Source organism: Streptomyces griseobrunneus (assembly GCF_046713465.1).
GTDB classification, from domain to species: Bacteria; Actinomycetota; Actinomycetes; order Streptomycetales; family Streptomycetaceae; genus Streptomyces; species Streptomyces microflavus.
In genome coordinates, this window is record NZ_CP177080.1 from 913,783 (window position 1) to 932,195 (window position 18,413).

Sequence of the window (18,413 nt, forward strand, 5' to 3'; positions counted from 1 at the left end):
AACGTGCGGCGCACCACTCTCACCGCCGAGCCCCAAAGTAATGACTCGCTGACTCGGTCAAGGACGCCGGTCCCCAACTGGTCCCCAAAAATGATCAAGGGCCGGTTTCGTATTGCTCCGAAACCGGCCCTGATCTGCGACTGTCTCCAGTCGGGACGACAGGATTTGAACCTGCGACCCCTTGACCCCCAGTCAAGTGCGCTACCAAGCTGCGCCACGTCCCGGTGCCCGTCTGACCTGGGGTTTCCCCTGGCTGAACGCGCATGAGAACAATACCGCACTTGAGCAGGTGGTCACGAACCGCTTTCCCGGCTTGACCTCAACCTTGGTTGATGTTGAACGCTCGGTGTCATGACGAACACGACCGCCGCCCCGGTACGCGGCCTCCGCCACTCTCCTGACTTCCACGACCTCGGCCGCCTGATCAGCCTGATGACCGGCGCCGAGAAGCACGCCCCCGCCGCGCATTCCACGATGGACGCGTTGTGGGTGCTCTACGACAGGGTTCTGCGCGTGACGCCCGCCACCGCCGACGATCCCGGGCGGGACCGCTTCCTGCTCTCCAAAGGGCACGGCCCCATGGCGTACTACGCCGTCCTGGCGGCCCACGGGTTCTTCGACGAGGAGGTGCTGCGCGGCTTCGGGACGTACGGCTCACCGCTGGGCCACCACCCGGACCGGCTGCTCGTGCCGGGGGCGGAGATCGGCAGCGGCTCGTTGGGGCACGGACTGCCGCTGGCCGTCGGGACCGTCCTCGGGCTGCGGGCCCAGGGGCTCACCGACCCCCGGGTGTGGGTGCTGGTCGGCGATGCCGAGCTGGACGAGGGCAGCAATCACGAGGCCATCGCCCATGCCGGCCCGGCCGGTCTCGAACAGCTGCACACCCTCGTGATCGACAACGCCTCCGCCACCCATGGCTGGCCCGGTGGCATCGCCTCCCGGTTCGAGGCGGCCGGGTGGTCGGCGGCGACGGTGGACGGCCGCGACCACGAATCCCTGTACGCGGCGTTCACCGCTCCCCACCCCGGCCGGCCCCGGGTCGTGGTCGCCCGGGTCGAGCCCAAGCGCTGACCCCGACCCCCGTAAACCCAGCTCAGGCCGGTCCGTCACCGGCGGATTCTCAGGAGGACCCCTTCATGGACACCATGCGTGACCGCTTCATCGCCACCACCTCACAGCTCCTGGGCGAGGAGCCCCGGCTGGCCGTCGTGCTCGCCGACATCAGCGCCGACGGCTTCGCACCGGCCCGGCGGGCCCACCCGGACCGGGTGATCAACGTCGGCATCAGGGAGCAGCTGCTGATCGGGGCCGGAGCGGGGATGGCCCTGACCGGGATGCGGCCGATCGTGCACACCTTCGCGAGCTTCCTGGTGGAGCGGCCCTTCGAGCAGGTCAAGCTGGACTTCGGACATCAGGGGGCCGGCGGGATCCTGGTCAGCGCCGGGGGCTCCTACGACTGGCCCGCCGGGGGCTTCACCCATATGGCACCGGGCGATGTGGCGCTCCTGGACACGCTCGACGGCTGGACGGTCCATGTGCCGGGCCACCCCGACGAGGCCGAGGCGCTGTTGCGGAAGGCGGTGGACGGGGACGACCGCGTGTACGTACGCCTCTCGCTCCAGGCGAACCGGGAAGCGCGGCCGGTGGGCGTCGGCGCCGGGTTCTCCGTGGTCCGCGAAGGGCGGGGCGGGACCGTCGTCGCGGTCGGCCCGATGCTCGACAATGTGCTCGCGGCCACCGAGGGGCTGGATGTGAGCGTGCTGTACGCGACGACCGTGCGGCCGTTCGACGCGGCGGGCCTGCGCCGTGCCGTCGGGGCGGGTCCGGGCGCCGACGTGGTGATCGTGGAGCCCTATCTGGCGGGCACGTCGACGGCCCCGGCGAACGAGGCGCTCATGGAGCTGCCGCATCGGGTCCTCGGCCTCGGGGTGGGGCGCGCCGAGCTGCGGCGGTACGGGCGGATGGACGAGCACCTGGCGGCACACGGGCTCGACCCGCAGGGTCTGCGGGAGCGGATCACCGGGTTTCTGCGGGCCTGAGTCGCCGGACGGGCCGGAAGGGCCCGCAGTAGCGCCCGCCGGGCGGACCGCCCTGTACCGCCGGACGGGCCCGCCGGACGGGGCCCGGGCGGCGTCCGCCCCGCACCCACCGGGCAGCGCCTCCCCGATCGCCGCCCGACGCCCCCGGCGACGCGCAACCCCTCACCCCTCCCCCTCCCCCGGCCCCTCCGGCTCCGGATGCTCCGCCTGCAGCAGGCGCGGGGCCACCTGCCGCCAGGAGTCGGCGAGGATGGCGGCCAGCTCCCCGGCGTCCTCCAGTGCGGCCAGCCGGACCCGCATCCAGGCGTAGTGGTCGTCGTGCCCCTCCTTGAGGAAGAACTTCTCCGGCTCGGCGGCGATCAGCTCCGCGCGGTCCTCCTTGGGGCACTTCACCCCCATCGCCGTTTCGTCGTCGCCCAGTGAGGCGAAGATCTTGCCCGCCACCCGGAAGGTGGGCTGCCCCCACGCGAGCTTCTCGGTGGTGTCGGGCAGGGACAGCGCGGCCGAGCGGACGTCAGCGGCGGTGAGGGTGGAGGTGGTGGCCTTGCTCCGGGGACTTCTGGGGCTTCTCGGGCTTCTCGGGCTTCCTGCGGTCATCCCGGCTCTCCGATCGGGTGGACCCCGGCGGCCGTTGCCGGGATTCGACCGTAACGCCCGGGACTGACATCCACCCCCGGCCGGAACCCCCGGCGCACCCGGACCGACGGGCCCCGCAGACCCATTGACCCCGTCGGAGCGGTTAACCTGCCCTGAACGGCGTACTTCAGAAAGCGCTTTCTGCACCCCGCAGTCGGCATCCACCGCACAGGGAGCGCCCCATGAAACGCCGTTCGTCACGCCGGGCCGGCCGCGTCGGCCGATCCCCCGGCGCCCCGTCCCCCCTCATCGCCGTCACCTCGCTCCTGGCGCTGGTCCTCGCCCTGCTGGTGGCCGCGCCGCCTTTTTGTGGCGCAGGCGGCGGCCCCGTACCGGATGCTCGTCTACTCCGAGGTCACCAACTTCACCCATGACTCCCTTCCGGCCGGAATCGGGGCGGTGAAGAAGCTCGGGGCCGAGCACGGCTTCGAGGTGGAGGCCACCGATGACTCCGCGGTCTTCAACGACGCCGACCTCGGCCGCTTCCAGGCCGTCGTCTTCAACAACACCAACTCCACGCCGGAGAAAGGCGACTTGCTGACCGCCGACGAGCGGTCGGCGTTCCAGCGGTTCATCCGCGCGGGCGGCGGCTGGGTGGGCGTGCACGCCGCGGCCGCAGTACGCGGCGACGGGTGACAACACCGACCCGTTCGCCTCGGACGGCTTCACGCCCATCGACGAGGGCGAGGGGCGGCGCGCCTGGGACGCGCAGATGACCGCGGGCAACACCAACGACCTGCGCGGCAAGGTCCTGCGGATCACCCCGCAGGACGACGGGACGTACACCGTTCCGGAGGGGAACCTGTTCGCCCCGGGCACGGAGAGGACGCGCGCGGAAATCTACGCGATGGGCATGCGCAACCCGTTCAGGATCACCTCCGATCCGCGCAGCGGCGCGCTGATGGTCGCGGACTACGGCCCCGACGCACGGGCAGCGGTGGCGGACCGGGGGCCCGAGGGGACCGTCGAGTACACCCGTATCACCGAGGCGGGGAACTTCGGGTGGCCGTACTGAGGCGGGAACAACACCCCTTTCAACGACTACGACTTCGCGGCGAAGAAGTCCGGCCCGAAGTTCGACTGCGCGGCGCCGGTCAACGACTCGCCGAACAACACCGGCCTGCGTGAGCTGCCGCCCGCCCAGCCCGCCACGGTCTGGTACGCGTACTCCGCCTCGGCCGAGTTCCCGGAGCTGGGTACGGGAGGCGGCGGGCCCATGGGCGGTCCCGTCTACGACTACGACCCGGACAACACCTACCGCACCAAGTTCCCGCAGCACTTCGAAGGGAAGGCGTTCCAGTACGAGTTGACCCGGCGGTGGTTCAAGACCTTCTCGTTCCAGGAGGAGGACCAGACCTTCACCGATCCCCGGTTCGACCCGGTGGAGGCGGGTGACCTCCACTCGATCAACGGCATCTTCGAGGACATGGAGTGGAACCAGCCCTTCGACGCGGACTTCGGTCCCGACGGGGCGTTGTACGTCATCGACTTCGGGCTCGGCAGCGGGACCGGGCGGGGTGGCAGCAACGAGGGGGCCGGTATCTACCGGATCGACTACGTCGGTGACGGCCGGCTGCCCGACGCCAAGCTCTCCGTCGACCGGGACAGCGGCCCCGCCCCGCTCACGGTGGAGTTCTCCAGCGAGGGATCGGGCCTGCCCGGTGATCAACCTGTCGGCTATGACTGGGACTTCGACGGGGATGGCACCACGGACTCGACCGAGGCCAACCCCTCGCACACCTACACCACGAAGGGGCTCCACACAGCCCGGCTGACCGTCACCGGGCCCGACGAGCTGACAGCGCTGGCGGTGCAGGACATCACCGTGGGCAACACCCGGCCCGAGGTGACCATCCAACAGCCCTTGGACGGGGGGACGTTCAACTTCGGCGACACGATTCCCTTCACGGTGGAGGTGACCGACGAGGAGGACGGGCAGAGCGGTCCGATCGACTGCTCGCGGGTCGTGGTGCAGTCGCAGCTCGGCCATGACACCCATCTGCATCCGCTGGACAACTACACCGGCTGCACAGGTGAGATCGCCACGGATGCGGGGGACAGCCACGGGCCGGGACAGAACCTCTACTACGGGATCACCGCCCAGTACGAGGACAAGGGCGCTCCCGGCGCTCCTGCACTGACCGGCTCCACTTCCCTGACCCTGCGCACCTCCTACCGCGAGGCCGAGCACTTCACCGCGACCGGTGGTGGCAACGGCGGTGCCGAGGTGGGGAGTCGGACGGACACATCGGGCGGGAAGCAGCTGATCGAGATCGAGGACGGCGACTGGGTCACCTTCGATCCGGTGAACCTGAAGGGGGTCGGCTCCGTCACGGTCGGCGCGTCGTCCGGCGGGCTCGGCGGCACGGTGGAGTTCCGGGCCGGCTCCCCCACCGGCGAGTTGCTCGGTCGGTGACCGTTCCGAACACCGGCTGCTGGGAGAGGCCGATCTCGCCGACGACGGAGCTCAAGGATCCGGGTGGCACGACAGAGCAGTACGCCGTCTTCACCAACCCGGAGTGGAACACCGGCAAGGCCGACCTGCTCTCGGTCGACTGGCTGCACTTCAACGGGCCGGGCGTGGAGAAGGCGGGCGGTACGGAGGTGACGCTGAAGGCACAACCTGCCTCCGGTGCAGCCCCGTTGACCGTCGCACTGAGCAGCACGGTCGAGCCGGCGGAGGACCGGACGATCTCCTCGTACCACTGGGACTTCGGCGACAGCGTGAAGCCGACCGGGCCCGAAGGTGCGACAGCGACGCACAGGTACGACCGCAAGGGCGTCTACACCGCGCACCTGACGGTCACCGACAACAAGGGCGACACGAGCACCGGTGCCGTGCGCGTCGACGTGAAGTGAGAGGCGGAGAAAGCGTGATCAGCACACGGAGAGCCTTTCTCGGTACGGCGCTGGGTGCGGCCGCCGCCGGCACGGGCATCGGCGCGGCACCGGCCTCGGCGGCCTCGGAGGCATCGACGGCTTCGGCGGCCGGACGGCGGGGCTGCCGGCGCGTCCCGCCGTCCGGGATCGGGATGCATCTGTACACGATGCGGACGCCACTCGCGGTGGACTTCGCCGGGACGCTGGAGCAGCTCGCCGAGATCGGATACGCGACGGTCGGAGTGAGCGGAAGGCACGGCAACTCCCCTTCCGCGATACGGCAGATGCTGGTCCGGGTCCGGCTGAAGGCGGTCCTGGAGCACGTCGGCTACGACATCGTGACCGGCTCCGGGCTGCCGCAGGCACTGGAGGACGTCCATACCCTCGGCGGCCGGTGGATCGTGGTGCCGAGCCTGCCCGGTCCACTCCACTCCCCCGCCGGATACCGGGAAGTGGCAGGGCAGTTCAACCGGGCGGGGCTCGCCGCCCGGGAGTCCGGGCTGAAGCTGCTGTACCACAACCATGGCGGCGACCACGAGGTGGTGGACGGGGTCAGCCTGTACGACATCCTGCTCGCCGAGACCGATCCGGAGCTGGTCGGGTTCGAGCTGGATCTGTACTGGGCGGCCAAGGGCGGCTCCTCCGCCCCGGGCGAGCTGTTCGTGCGGCATCCCGGGCGGTTCCCGGCGCTCCATGTGAAGGACATGGCGCCGAACGGGGAATTCGCGGACGTCGGTTCGGGGGTGCTGGACTTCCCGAAAATGTTCGACACCAGGCGCCAGGGCGGGGTGCGGCAGTGGCTGGTGGAGCATGACGCTCCGGCCGATCCGTTCGCCTCGGCTCGGGCCGGCTACCGGTATCTGTCGCGGCTGCGCTACTGAGGGGTGGTGCGTGCGGTGGTCCGGCCCCGGGTGTGCGGTTCCTACCCTGGGCCGGGCCGCGAGAGGGGCCGGGGGCCGGCCGTGCCCAGTAGTGCGCGCCCAGTAGTACACGGCGGTCCGGGCCGTCTTCAGTGGTGCGCGGCGAGGAGTTCGCCGTACCAGCCGAGGGTGGCGTCGACGGCTTCCTCCAACGGGGTGGGGGTGAGCCCGAACTCCCGCTCGATGGCCGAGGAGTCGACGATCTGCGCCTCCGTGTGCTGGTAGAACATCTCCGCGTACTCCGCCATGAAGGCCTCGTCGAAGGGGCCGAAGGGGCGGGGTTCGGCGATCACGGTCAGCTCCAGCGGGCGGCCGATGCGCTCCTCGACGAGGGCGAGGACCTGGCGGGTGGTGCGCGCGGGGGCGGTCGGCAGGTGCCAGACGCGGCCGTCGCCTTCCGGGTGCTCCCCCAGCGTGGCGAGCCCGGCGGCGACGTCCCCGATGTATGTGTAGCTGTGCGGCAGGTCGATGTCGCCGAGCGCGGGCACCGGCTGCCCGGTGAGGGCGGCGGGGAAGACGGCGCCCCCGAGCGTGGAGCTGAGGACCCCGGGGCCGACGAAGTCGGCGGAGCGTCCGAGGACCACGGGCAGCCGGCCTCCGCGGTGGGCGGCGAGGTAGCGGGCGTCGAGCTCGGCGCGCATACGGCCCTTGCGGGTGGTCGCGTTCCACGGGGAGTCCTCGGTCATCACCGCGCCGCGCGTCTCGCCGTACGGGTAGAGCGTGTCCAGGACGACGAGCCGGGCGCCCTCCTGCTCGGCCGCACCGAGGACCGCCTCCTGGATCTTCGGCATCACCTCCACCTGGAGGTGATATCCCACGTTGACGCAGTGGTACACGACGGCGGCTCCGGCCACGGCCGCGCGGGCGCCCTCGGGGGTGGCGACATCGGCGGCGTACCGCTCGACGCCCTCGATCGCCGGGCCGCTGCCCGACCGGTCGACGAGCCGGACCGGGTGGCCGCGGCGGACCAGCTCCGTGGCCAGCGTCGTACCGGCGGGCCCGGAGCCGAGGACGGTGTGCAGAGCGGGTGCGGTGGTCATGGTGTGCCCCTTCGGGATCGGCCGGCCGGCCACTCCGACCTGTCGCGCCGCGTCGCCGCCGCACCATCGGAATGGCTAGTCACTTATGTTAGAGACCATAACTCGTGCGACAGATCATCGCAATAGCGCTTGTTAGACTCTGTAACAGAAGTGAGTACGGTCGGCGAGAGGGGACCGTGATGGAACGGGCCCAGCAGGGACCGCGCGCCCGGTACCGGGAACAGACCCGCGCGGAGATCAAGGACCTGGCGCTGCGGCAGCTCGCGGAAGGCGGCGGCACCGCCCTCGCACTGACCCGGATCGCCAAGGAGATGGGCCTCTCCGGCCCTGCTCTCTACCGCTACTTCGCCGGACGGGACGATCTGCTCGACGCCCTGATCAGGGACGCGTACGACGATGCCGCCGCCGCGATGGCACGGGCGGCGGCCCGCTCGGCGAAAGGCTCCCAGGGCGTCCGCGCACAGCTGCACCACCTGGCCGAGGCGTACCGCGCCTGGGCCGTCGCCGAACCCCACCGCTACCTGCTGCTCCAGGGCACCCCGGCGCCCGGCTATGTGGCCCCGCCGGACACGCTGGAACGGGCCCGCGCGGTGCTGGGCCCCTTCCTGCCGCTCTTCGCCACCGGGAACCCCGGGCCTGCGGTGGCCGCCACGGTGAACGAGATGACGGCCTGGCTCACGGCGGAGGAATCGGTGAGGGCGTGGGTGGCCCGGTACGCCCCGGAAGCCGCAGAGGTCACGGAGGCCACAGAGGGCACGGAGACCGGCGGCGCGGCGACCGCCGCGGCCGCGCATGCCCTGGCGGGCGCCGTGCTGGCCTGGGCGCAGCTGCACGGCTCGGTGAGTCTGGAGGTGGCCGGCCAGTTCGCCGGGATGGCGCACCGGGGCGGCACGCTGTTGGGCGCCCAGATGGAGCTGCTGGCGGACGCCTTCGGGCTGGAGTGAGGGAGGGCGTCAAGGACGTGGTGAGGGGCGGCGTGAAGGACTGCGCGAAGGACGCGGTGAGGGACGGGCGCAGGACGGCGTGAAGGCCCGGAGTGACGGACGCGGTGAGGAACGGGCACAGGAGGGCGTAAAGCCCGGAGTGACGGACGCGGTGAGGCCGCCCCCGTACGGCAGCCTCCCCCGCCGCCCCTCACTCCTGCGCCGACACCGCCCCCAGCAGGTCGCGGATGTGCGCCGTGGCCGCGCGGAACTCCGGGCGCCCCAGGGTCTCGGCGTAGTCGCGCTCGGCGGGCAGCCCCACCTCGATGATCTCCGTGATGGTGCCTGGCCGCGGGCTCATCACCACCACCCGGTCGGCCAGATAGACGGCCTCCGAGATCGAGTGGGTGACCAGCAGGACCGTGGTACCGGTGGACCGCCAGATCCGGTTCAACTCGGTGTTCATCTGCTCGCGGGTCAGGGCGTCGAGCGCGCCGAACGGCTCATCCATGAGCAGGACCGGCGGCTCGTGCAGCAACGCCCGGCAGAGCGCGACCCGTTGCTGCATCCCGCCGGAGAGCTCGTGCGGGTAGGCGTCCTCGAAACCGGTCAGGCCGGTCATCCGGATCAGGTCGTCGGCCGAGCTGAATCCGTATGTCCGCGCGGGCGGCCGGGTGGTGGTGGTCAGCCGGCACCGGTCGCTGCGGGTGGACACCGTGCAGCCGGAGAACCGGGCCGGGGCGGCGGAGCTCGCGCGGGCGCTGGTGGCGCTCGGGCACCGGGAGTTCGCCGTACTGACCGGGCCGCCCGAACTGACCACGGTGGCCGCCCGGTTGGCGGGGTTCCGCGAGGGTCTCGCCGGGGCGGGCATCGGTCTCGGCCGGGTGGTGCGGGGGGCGTTCACCCGGGAGGGCGGGCATCTGGCGGCGCGGCGGTTGCTGGCGGCCGAAGGCCCCCGGCCGACCTGCCTCTTCGCGGTGACCGATGTGATGGCGGTCGGTGCGCTGGACGCGCTGCGCGAGGCGGGGGTGCGGGTCCCGGAGGACATGTCGCTGGCGGGGTTCGACGACATCCCCCTCGTACGGGAGTTGTCGCCGCCGCTGTCCACGGTGGCGCTGCCGCTCACCGAGATGGGCGAGCGCGTGATCGCCCTGGCCCTGCGCGCACCGTCGGCGGCGGCCCGGTCCCGGGTGGTGCGGATCGACGGGGAGGTGGTGCTGCGGGGCAGCACGGCCGCGCCGCCCGGGAGTTGAGGAATCCTCGGCCCGACGGGCCGGTCAGGGACGGTGGTAGCCCTCCCGGTGGTCGATCTGCAGGACGAGTTCCTGGGCGAGGGACTTGATGGTGTCGAGACCGGCGCGGCCCCAGGGGCGCGGCACGGTGTCGACGGCGCAGACGGTCCCCAGGGCGATGCCCGTGCGGTCGATGAGCGGCGCGCCGAGATAGGAGCGGACGCCTATCTCGTCGACCACCGGATTGCCCGCGAACCGCGGGTAGTCGCAGACGTCGTCCAGGACGAGCGCCTTGCGCCGCACGACGACGTGCGGGCAGTAGCCGTGGTCGCGGGCCATGTAGCGGGCGCTGCGGTTGCTGCCCGCCGCGGCCGCCCCGAGGTCCTGGCCGCCGCGGTTGCCCGCCGGGGTGTGCAGCCCGGCGAAGAACTGCCGGTTCTCGTCGATGAAGTTGACCATCGAGAAGGGTGATGAGGTCACTTCGGCGACCTTGTCGGCGAAGGCGTCGAAGTCGTCGAACGAGGCGTCGGGGCGTTCACCGAGGTCCAGCCTCCGCAGCCGCTCCGACCGGGCCGGGCCGTCCCGGTCGGCGGGGGTCAGCAGCATCCGGCCGGTGGCGAAGGACGTCACTGGTGGGCTCCGAAGGCCTGGAGCGGAGCGGGAGGCGAGGTGGCGTTGATGAGGTGCTGTACGAGGGTGACCAGCGCCCCGGTACTGGAGCTGGCGATCCGGGCGTCGCACAGCACGACGGGCACCTCGGGTCCGAGGTCGAGTGCGGAGCGCACCTCGTCGGGCTCGTAGCGGTAGGCGCCGTCGAACTCGTTGACCGCGACGATGAATCCGATGCCGCGCCGCTCGAAGAAGTCCACGGCGGCGAAGCACTCCGCCAGCCGCCGGGTGTCGGCGAGCACCACGGCTCCGAGCGCGCCCTGGGAGAGCTCGTCCCACATGAACCAGAACCGCTCCTGGCCCGGCGTCCCGAACAGATAGAGGACGTGCTGCTCGGAGAGGGTGATGCGGCCGAAGTCCATGGCGACGGTGGTGGCCGTCTTGGACTCGACGCCCTCCAGGTTGTCGGTCCCCACACTGACCTGGGTCAGCAGTTCCTCGGTGCTCAGCGGAGCGATTTCGCTGACCGCGCCGACGAAGGTCGTCTTGCCGACGCCGAAGCCGCCCGCGACCAGGACCTTGAGGGCCACGGGGAAGAACTCGGTGGTTCCGGTGCGGTCAGAGCTGTCGTCGTAAACCATCGAGCACTGCCTCCAGCAGGGATCGGTCGGTGGGTGTGTCATGGAAAGCGGGGGCGTGCGCGGTGACCGCGCCGCAGTCGACCAGGTCCGAGAGGAGGACCTTGGTGACGACCGCGGGCAGCCGGAGGTGTGCGGCGATCTCGGCGACGGACATGGGCCCGTCGCACAGTCCGAGGGCCACGGTGTGTTCGGGGCCGAGGTGGATGTCGGGCTGGATGCCCGTGGCCATGACCAGGGAGAGCAGATCGAATCCGGTGGACGGCCGGGTGCGGCCGTTGCTGACGGTGTACGGGCGGATCAGCCGGCCGGCCGCGTCGTCGAGCAGGGGCCCGTCCTGCGGGGCCGGCATCCTCACAGCCCCGAGGTGAAGGGCGCCCCGGCCGGCTGCCGCAGCGGGGTCATCAGATACGGGCGGACGCTCTTGACCAGCATCGCCATCTCGTAGCCGAGCACCGCGGCGTCCGCCTCACGTCCGGCCAGGACAGCGAGACAGGTGCCGGATCCGGCGGTGGAGACGAACAGGAGCGTGGAGTCGAGTTCGACGACCACCTGCCGGACATCGCCGTTGTCGCCGAAGCGGGCGCCGGCGCTGCGGCCCAGCGAGTACAGCCCGGCGGCCAGGGCGGCCATGTGGTCGGCGCTGTCGGGGTCCATGCCGTGGACGGATTTCACCAGCCCGTCGGCCGAGAGCAGCACCGCGCTGCGCGTGTAGGGCACGCGTTGGACCAGTCCGCTCAGCAGCCAGTCCAGGTCCGAGACCTGGCCGGCCTGCATGTCGCTCGCCATCGTGTCTACTCCTTGAAAGTCGTGTCTTTACGGGGTTCCGGCACGGCGTGGCCCGGCAGGAAGGGGTCGTGCCCGGTCTGCGGGCGGCCGATGGGCGCGGGCGCTCCGGCCGCTTGTCCGGCTCCGCGTACGGGGAGGGGGGCGAGGGTCTCCAGGGGGGCGTCGAGCGCGGTCGGCGCGGGGGTGGCACCGCCGTATCCGGTGCCGGTCCCCTCCTCCTCGGCGGTCTGGGCCTCGGCGAGGTCGACACCCCGCCGGAAGGCGGCCATGAGGCCCGGGTCGTGCAGGGCGTGCTCGTCCTCGACCCGGGGGGCGGGCGCTTCGCGGAGTTGCGGGACGAGGTGTTCCTGGTTGGCCCGCTTGGGCAGTTCGGGGCGGGCCGCGGGCGGTGCGGGCCGGTCGACCCGCTCGGGCACGAAGGCGGCCGGTGCGGGCCGGTCGGGGGCGGACGCGGCCGGTGCGGGCCGGTCGGGGGCGGACGCGGCCGGTGCGGGCCGGTCGGCCCGTTCGGCGCGCAGCGGGAGGGGTGGGGCCTCGTCACGGGGCTGCGGCGGACGGCTCTCCGGCGCGGCATGTGCGTGCGAACCCGGGGCCTGGGCGTCGCGCGGGTGGCCGGCGGGCGCCTGGGCGGGGGAGGCGGGGACGGCCGACGGCCGGACCGCCTGAACCTGGGGCGGTGCGGGCGGGGCCGGTGGCCCGTCGTCGGCGGGTGGCCGGTGTACGGCTCCGGGCGGCGGTACGGGGGCGGTGCCGGGCGGGGCCGCGGTGTCGGGGTCGGTCCCGAGGAGGGTCTGCGGCAGGACGAGGACCGCTTGGGTGCCGCCGTAGATGTTGCTCTGCAGGCGGACCGCGATGCCGTGGCGGCGGGCCAGGGCCGAGACGACGAACAGGCCGATCCGGCCGTCCTGGAGCAGGTGGGCGACGTTGACCTGGTCGGGGTCGGAGAGCAGGGCGTTCATCCGGTTCTGCTCGTGGTCCGGCATCCCGAGGCCTCGGTCCTCCACCTCCAGCGCGAGCCCGGCGGTGACGCGCTGGACGCGCAGCAGCACCTGGGTGTGCGGGGCGGAGAACACCGTGGCGTTCTCGACCAGTTCGGCCAGCAGGTGGATCACGTCGGCGACGGCGTGGCCGCGCAGGGTGCCGTCCATCGGCGGGACCAGCTTGACCCGGGGGTACTGCTCGACCTCCGCGATGGCCGAGCGCAGCACCTCGGTCATGGTGACCGGGTTGCTCCACTGGCGCCGGGAGACGGCCCCGCCGAGGACGGCGAGGTTCTCCGCGTGGCGGCGGATGCGGGTGGCCAGGTGGTCGACGTGGAAGAGGCCCTTGAGCAGGTCGGGGTCCTCGACCTCGTGCTCCAGCTCGTCGAGGATCTGGATCTCGCGGTGGACGAGGGATTGCAGTCGCCGGGCGAGGTTGACGAAGACCTCGACCTTCTGTTCGTTGCCCGTGGAGCTGAAGAGCTGGGACGCCTGGACGACGGCGGTGACCGCGGCGTCCTGGGCGCGCCCCAGCTCCTGGGCGAGGAGGTCGAAGGCGTCGCCGTCGGGGGTGGGCGGCGGCGGGGGGCGCCGCGGACCGACGGGTTCCCCGGCGCGGAGCTGCTCCACCACCCGCTGGAGTTCGGCCTGGCCCTGGGCGCTGGCGCGGCGGAGCGTCAGCGCGCGGTCGAGCACGGCGCCGGCCACGCGGTGGGCGCCGAGGTAAGCGGCCGCGACGGCGGCGACGGCCAGGGCGGCCGATCCGCCGAGCGCGGCCCAGAGGCTCGGGGAGGGGTCGACGGCGCCGTCGCGGATGGTGAAGATGACGGCTGCCGCGCCGCTGAGCAGGGCGGCGATGGTGGGAAGCAGTGCGGTGCGCAGCAACTGGGGGCGTATACGGCCCTCGGGGGAGGGCTGGGCTGCGCGCGGCCTGCTCGTGGCCGAGTGGGCGCGCGCGCCGGGGCGGCCGTGCCGCCCGCCCTCGCGGCGGTCCGGTCGCGCGGCGGGTGCGCGAAGTTGAGACATCAGCGTCCTCGGTACAGGGGGCACCAGGAATCGGCGTTCCTGTCGGCGTTCATGCGGTGGCACCTACGGTGGTCGGTCGGGGTCCGGGTCATCGGTCGGGCCGACCCGACATCCAGGAGCCCCCCGTTGATCACCGAGCACACACGGTAGTCGCCATCGACCTGTGCGCGACGGGCAGTTGTCGAACTTGCCCGCCATCCGTCCCGCTCTGGTATGACCTCTCGCACGGGCGCCCGATTACGCCGCATCGACACCGGTGCGTCCGCCCCTGACTCTCCGGGCGGGACCACCTGAATGATGAGCAGACCGGGGCGGCTACCATATGAGCGCCGCCTAGCTCGAAAGATAAACACGTGACTGTCAATGACGACTCGTTCACCAACTGGATGCACCGCGAGGAGATCGCGGAGTCGATGATCCCGATCATCGGGAAGCTGCACCGTGAGCAGGACGTGAACGTCCTGCTGCACAGCCGCTCCCTGGTGAACAAGTCGGTGGTCAGCATCCTCAAGACCCACCGCTTCGCCCGGCAGATCGCCGGTGAGGAGCTGTCCGTCACCGAGACGATGCCGTTCCTGCGGGCCCTGACGACGCTGGACCTCGGCCCCGCCCAGATCGACATAGGCATGCTGGCCGCGACGTACCGCGCCGACGACCGCGGCCTGACGGTGGAGGACTTCACCGCCGAGGCCGTCGCCGGGGCGACCGGCGCAAACAAGATCGACCGCCGCGAGTCGCGCGATGTCGTCCTCTACGGCTTCGGCCGCATCGGCCGCCTCATCGCCCGCCTCCTCATCGAGAAGGCCGGTTCCGGCAACGGGCTGCGGCTCCGCGCCATCGTCGTACGCAAGGCCTCCGGCCAGGACATCGTCAAGCGCGCCTCACTGCTGCGGCGCGACTCGATCCACGGCCAGTTCTCGGGCACGATCACCGTCGACGAGGCGAACAGCAAGATCATCGCCAACGGCAACGAGATCAAGGTGATCTACTCGGACGACCCGACGTCGGTGGACTACACCGAGTACGGGATCAAGGACGCCATCCTGATCGACAACACCGGCAGGTGGCGCGACCGCGAGGGGCTCTCGAACCACCTGCGCCCCGGCATCGCCAAGGTGGTCCTGACCGCCCCGGGCAAGGGCGACGTCCCCAACATCGTCCACGGGGTCAACCACGACACGATCAAGGACGACGAGCAGATCCTGTCCTGCGCGTCCTGCACAACCAACGCGATCGTCCCGCCGCTCAAGGCGATGGCGGACGAGTACGGCGTTCTGCGCGGCCACGTGGAGACCGTCCACTCGTACACCAACGACCAGAACCTGCTGGACAATTACCACAGCTCCGACCGGCGCGGCCGCTCGGCGGCGCTCAACATGGTCATCACCGAGACCGGCGCCGCGTCCGCCGTGGCCAAGGCCCTGCCCGACCTGGACGCCCCGATCACCGGCAGCTCCATCCGCGTCCCGGTGCCGGACGTCTCGATCGCGATCCTGAGCCTGCGGCTGGCGCGCGAGACCACCCGTGAGGAGGTCCTCGACTACCTCCGCAACGTGTCGCTGGCCTCCCCGCTCAAGCGCCAGATCGACTTCATCAGCGCACCCGACGCGGTCTCCAGCGACTTCATCGGCTCGCGCCACGCCTCGATCGTCGACGCGGGCGCCACCAAGGTCGACGGCGACAACGCGATCCTCTACCTCTGGTACGACAACGAGTTCGGCTACTCGTGCCAGGTCATCCGGGTCGTCCAGCACGTCTCCGGCGTGGAGTACCCGACGTACCCGGCCCCGGCGGTCTGACCCGGCACAAGGAACGGCACCACCGCACGGCCCAGCGGGCCGGCACCCCCGTACACCGGGGTGCCGGCCCGCTCGTGTTCGACCGCCGGCCGGGAAAGAACGGGAGCTGTGTCCGCAGCATTCCTGAGCGCAAGGAAGCCCAATTTCATGACAGGCAGGCATGATATGGATGAATTGCGCGGAGATCGCGGTTCCCTATCAGCGCAGTTACGTTCCCTGCGCATGCGCCGCGGCCTGACCCTCAGCGCATTGGCCGAACGCACCTCCTGCAGCCGGTCCTCCTGGGAGCGTTACCTCAACGGCAAGGCGCTGCCGCCGGCAACGGCGGTCACCGAATTCGCGACGGCTGTCGGGGTCCCCGCGACCGCTCTGCTGATCCAGCGCGAGCGGGAGCAGGACGGCCGGAGACCCGGAGCCCGGAGCGCCCCGCTCGGGCCGGAAACAGCTGCTCCCGGCGAGGACTTACCGCCCGGGGCCCCACAGCACGAGGGCTCGGCCGAGCCCGTCCCGCCGGGCGGGGCGTCCCGCACGAGAGTGACCCTCGTCTCCGCGGTTTCCGCATGCATGGCGCTGGTGGCCGGAATACTGATCGGTGGCTGGATATTCGGGGGAGCCGACGCCGTGGGGCAGAACCAGGGAAAAGCACAGGGTGAACCCCTGTGTCTGGAATTCGAATGCCGGGACAAGGATTCCCAGCGGATGGGCTGCCACATCGGGGCCTGGACGGCCGCCGCGACCTGGTCGGACCGCACTTACATCGAACTGCGCTACAGCCCCCGCTGCCGGGCCGCCTGGGCCCGTATCACCGACGCCCATGCCGACGACACGGCCAGGGTGGAGGGCACCCGAGGAGCCCGCAACGAGCGCTCGGTGACGTATGAGAACGACACCTACTCCCCCATGGTCGAGGCGCCCTACCCGGCTTCCGCGCGGGCCTGCGGGGTGATCAGGGGCAAGGAGACCCGCACCTCGGCCGGCGGAGCCTCCCCCATGCCGCCCGCGCCGACCGATGAGCGCGAGCCGGCCCGCAAGCCCGCACCGACCGGGAGCGGCCAGCACTTCTCCCAAGGGCCGGGAGGGGGAGCGAGCGCCCGGAGGGCCCGCTCCCCCATCCCCTTCGTCACCGCTTCCCCTTCGTCACCGCTCGCCCGCCACATCGAGGTCCCGCCGCGCGACCGGTGCGCCGCCCGGAACCGCGTCCGGTGTCGCCGTACGCCACTGCGGGGCGGCCATCGGGACGGAGACCGCGCGCCACCAGGGCTCCACCGGGAGCGTTCCGGCAGGTTCGAAGGGTTCGCCCGGCCGGGGGAACGCCACCGGCTGCTCGGCCTCCTCCGCGGCGTCCTTCGTCCACTCGGCGGGCTCGGCCCAGGCGTGCGGGGCCAGGTTGAAGGTGCCCCAGTGGATCGGCACCATCACACCGTGCGGGCGTCCGCCCTGGAGGTCCAGGTGGGCGCGCATCCCCTCGGCGGGGGTCATGTGGATGTCCGGCCAGTACTCCGAGTAGGCGCCGATCTGGATCATCGTGGCGTCGAATGGGCCGTGCTCCGCGCCGATGTCGCGGAATCCGGGGAAGTAGCCGGTGTCCCCGCTGTGGTAGATCCGGTGCTCCGGGCCGGAGACGGCCCAGGAGGCCCACAGGGTGTGCTGGTTGTTGCGCAGGCCACGGCCGCAGAAGTGGCGCGCGGGGGTGGCGGTGAGGCTGATCCCGTTGACCTTCGCGGTCTCGTTCCAGTCGAGTTCGCGCAGCCGGTCGGGAGCCACTCCCCAGCGCTCCAGATGGGCACCGACCCCGAGCGGCACGGCGAAGACGGTGTCCGTGCCCGCCAGCGCGCGGATCGTCGGCAGGTCGAGGTGGTCGTAGTGGTCGTGGGAGATCACCACCACGTCGACGGGGCCGAGCGTGGCCAGCGGCACCGGCACCGGGTGCAGGCGCTTGGGTCCGGCGAAGGGGAACGGGGAACACCGCTCACCCCAGACCGGGTCGAACAGAACGCGGCGGCCGTCGATCTCGGCGAGGACGCTGGAGTGACCCATCCAGGTCAGCCGAAGCCCCGTGGCGGGCGGTGCGGCCAGATCGGCGATGGTCGTGGCATGGACCGGGACGGTGCCTGCCGGAGCCCTGCGGAGCCGCTGCTCCTTCTGGAAGTAGATCTTGGCGAATTCCAGCGTGGAACCGGACGGTCTGGTCCGGGCACCCAACGGGTTCTGGAACACCCCGTCGGCGAAGTTCGGCGAGCTGAGGATGCGCTGCATCCGCGCTCCCGCGGGATCGGCCCCGAAGGGCTCGGAGCGCATCGAACGCATTTTCGTACGGAAGGGAACAAAGTAGTCGGCGCCGGTCACAACATCTCCTGGGGGAGTCGGTGTCGTCTCATTATCGTCGGACTGTCCGACAGGGCGAGAAGAGGATGCTGAACGGAGGAGAGGCCGTTCGGTGGGGGTTCAGCCACGTGGCTGCCCGTAGACGTGCTCGATGCGCAGGGTGAGCACCACTCTGCGGTCCTGGACCATGACCCGTCGGTAGTCCTCCCAGTCCGGGTGCTCACCGCGGACGTCGCGGTAGAGCGCGACAAGGGCCTCCACCGTGGCGTCGTCCCGTTCGGCGGCTGGCGGGGTCAGCTCGGCGGTGCCGTCCACGACGGTCCAGGCCCAGCGGTCGTCACTGGTGACGTGGTAGCTCGCGCGGGGGTCCCGCCGCAGGTTGCGGGTCTTCGCCCGGCCCTCGGTGACCGATACCCGGATCGCCTGCTCGTCCGGGTAGTAGGCGTGGTTGACGTTGGACAGCTGGGGGCGCCCGTCCTGTTTCAGAGTGACCAGCACTCCCCCGTCGTGCTCGCCGACGAGGCTGAGCAGCGCTTCCTGTGCCGGTTCGAATGACGTCATGCAGAGTCCAACGTGC

General features: G+C 71.4%; 14 protein-coding genes, 1 tRNA gene and 4 pseudogenes. 8 read left to right on the forward strand and 11 right to left on the reverse strand.

The window, feature by feature from the left end:
- Positions 1-150 precede the first annotated feature (150 nt).
- A tRNA-Pro gene (locus ACK8N7_RS04285) sits at positions 151-224 on the reverse strand.
- Between the two features lie 127 nt (positions 225-351).
- On the opposite strand from ACK8N7_RS04285, the gene ACK8N7_RS04290 reads away from it, so the two are divergent.
- Complete coding sequence (locus ACK8N7_RS04290; RefSeq protein WP_403210574.1) at positions 352-1,071, forward strand: thiamine pyrophosphate-binding protein; 720 nt, start codon at positions 352-354, stop codon at positions 1,069-1,071.
- 65 nt (positions 1,072-1,136) lie between these two features.
- A complete protein-coding gene (locus tag ACK8N7_RS04295; RefSeq protein ID WP_403210572.1) occupies positions 1,137-2,039 on the forward strand; it encodes a transketolase family protein in 903 nt (300 codons plus the stop codon).
- 162 nt (positions 2,040-2,201) lie between these two features.
- Here the strand turns inward: ACK8N7_RS04295 and ACK8N7_RS04300 are convergent, their stop codons facing one another.
- Complete coding sequence (locus ACK8N7_RS04300) at positions 2,202-2,636, reverse strand: MmcQ/YjbR family DNA-binding protein (RefSeq protein WP_500441025.1); 435 nt, start codon at positions 2,634-2,636, stop codon at positions 2,202-2,204.
- Between the two features lie 221 nt (positions 2,637-2,857).
- Here ACK8N7_RS04300 and ACK8N7_RS04305 point away from each other — a divergent pair.
- Both ACK8N7_RS04305 and ACK8N7_RS04310 read left to right on the forward strand, forming a co-directional pair.
- Positions 2,858-5,534 (forward strand): annotated as a pseudogene (locus tag ACK8N7_RS04305) (ThuA domain-containing protein).
- Between the two features lie 173 nt (positions 5,535-5,707).
- Positions 5,708-6,436: a sugar phosphate isomerase/epimerase family protein gene (locus tag ACK8N7_RS04310; protein WP_500445686.1), complete on the forward strand. Its 729-nt coding sequence runs from the start codon at positions 5,708-5,710 to the stop codon at positions 6,434-6,436.
- Positions 6,437-6,564: 128 nt separating this feature from the next.
- On the opposite strand, the gene ACK8N7_RS04315 is transcribed toward ACK8N7_RS04310, so the two are convergent.
- On the reverse strand, positions 6,565-7,515 hold the full coding sequence (locus ACK8N7_RS04315) for an NAD-dependent epimerase/dehydratase family protein (RefSeq protein ID WP_403210568.1): 951 nt from the start codon (positions 7,513-7,515) through the stop codon (positions 6,565-6,567).
- Between the two features lie 179 nt (positions 7,516-7,694).
- Between ACK8N7_RS04315 and ACK8N7_RS04320 the strand changes: the two genes are divergently transcribed.
- Positions 7,695-8,459, forward strand: a complete 765-nt coding sequence (locus ACK8N7_RS04320; protein ID WP_500441027.1) for a TetR/AcrR family transcriptional regulator — start codon at positions 7,695-7,697, stop codon at positions 8,457-8,459.
- A 190-nt stretch (positions 8,460-8,649) separates the two neighbouring features.
- On the opposite strand, the pseudogene ACK8N7_RS04325 reads toward ACK8N7_RS04320, so the two are convergent.
- Positions 8,650-9,078, reverse strand: a pseudogene (locus ACK8N7_RS04325) (ABC transporter ATP-binding protein); the annotation flags it as partial.
- Between ACK8N7_RS04325 and ACK8N7_RS04330 the strand changes: the two are divergent.
- Positions 9,077-9,691, forward strand: a pseudogene (locus ACK8N7_RS04330) (LacI family DNA-binding transcriptional regulator); the annotation flags it as partial. The pseudogenes ACK8N7_RS04325 and ACK8N7_RS04330 overlap by 2 nt on opposite strands.
- A 24-nt stretch (positions 9,692-9,715) precedes the next feature.
- Here ACK8N7_RS04330 and ACK8N7_RS04335 read toward each other — a convergent pair.
- The 5 genes from ACK8N7_RS04335 to ACK8N7_RS04355 are packed head-to-tail and all read right to left on the reverse strand — an operon-like array spanning position 9,716 to position 13,712.
- Positions 9,716-10,300, reverse strand: coding sequence for a GAF domain-containing protein (locus tag ACK8N7_RS04335; protein WP_403210564.1), 585 nt, complete (start codon positions 10,298-10,300; stop codon positions 9,716-9,718).
- Positions 10,297-10,920, reverse strand: a complete 624-nt coding sequence (locus ACK8N7_RS04340) for a GTP-binding protein (RefSeq protein WP_403210562.1) — start codon at positions 10,918-10,920, stop codon at positions 10,297-10,299. The genes ACK8N7_RS04335 and ACK8N7_RS04340 overlap by 4 nt, the downstream gene beginning before the upstream one ends.
- Positions 10,898-11,269: a DUF742 domain-containing protein gene (locus ACK8N7_RS04345; RefSeq protein WP_403210998.1), complete on the reverse strand. Its 372-nt coding sequence runs from the start codon at positions 11,267-11,269 to the stop codon at positions 10,898-10,900. Before ACK8N7_RS04345 ends, ACK8N7_RS04340 begins: the two co-directional genes overlap by 23 nt.
- Before the next feature lie 2 nt (positions 11,270-11,271).
- Positions 11,272-11,706 carry a roadblock/LC7 domain-containing protein gene (locus ACK8N7_RS04350; protein WP_015612730.1) on the reverse strand — a complete coding sequence of 145 codons (435 nt, stop codon included), beginning with the start codon at positions 11,704-11,706 and terminating at the stop codon, positions 11,272-11,274.
- Positions 11,707-11,711: 5 nt separating this feature from the next.
- Positions 11,712-13,712, reverse strand: coding sequence for a sensor histidine kinase (locus ACK8N7_RS04355; RefSeq protein WP_500441031.1), 2,001 nt, complete (start codon positions 13,710-13,712; stop codon positions 11,712-11,714).
- Positions 13,713-14,065: 353 nt separating this feature from the next.
- On the opposite strand from ACK8N7_RS04355, the gene ACK8N7_RS04360 reads away from it, so the two are divergent.
- Complete coding sequence (locus ACK8N7_RS04360; protein WP_403210558.1) at positions 14,066-15,511, forward strand: glyceraldehyde-3-phosphate dehydrogenase; 1,446 nt, start codon at positions 14,066-14,068, stop codon at positions 15,509-15,511.
- Between the two features lie 165 nt (positions 15,512-15,676).
- Positions 15,677-16,438: pseudogene (locus ACK8N7_RS04365) on the forward strand (helix-turn-helix domain-containing protein); the annotation flags it as partial.
- A 210-nt stretch (positions 16,439-16,648) separates the two neighbouring features.
- On the opposite strand, the gene ACK8N7_RS04370 reads toward ACK8N7_RS04365, so the two are convergent.
- Positions 16,649-17,857 (reverse strand): MBL fold metallo-hydrolase, encoded by a 1,209-nt coding sequence (locus tag ACK8N7_RS04370; protein ID WP_500441032.1) that lies wholly within the window; start codon positions 17,855-17,857, stop codon positions 16,649-16,651.
- A gap of 99 nt (positions 17,858-17,956) precedes the next feature.
- Complete coding sequence (locus ACK8N7_RS04375; protein ID WP_500441033.1) at positions 17,957-18,397, reverse strand: PPOX class F420-dependent oxidoreductase; 441 nt, start codon at positions 18,395-18,397, stop codon at positions 17,957-17,959.
- Between the last annotated feature and the right edge of the window lie 16 nt (positions 18,398-18,413).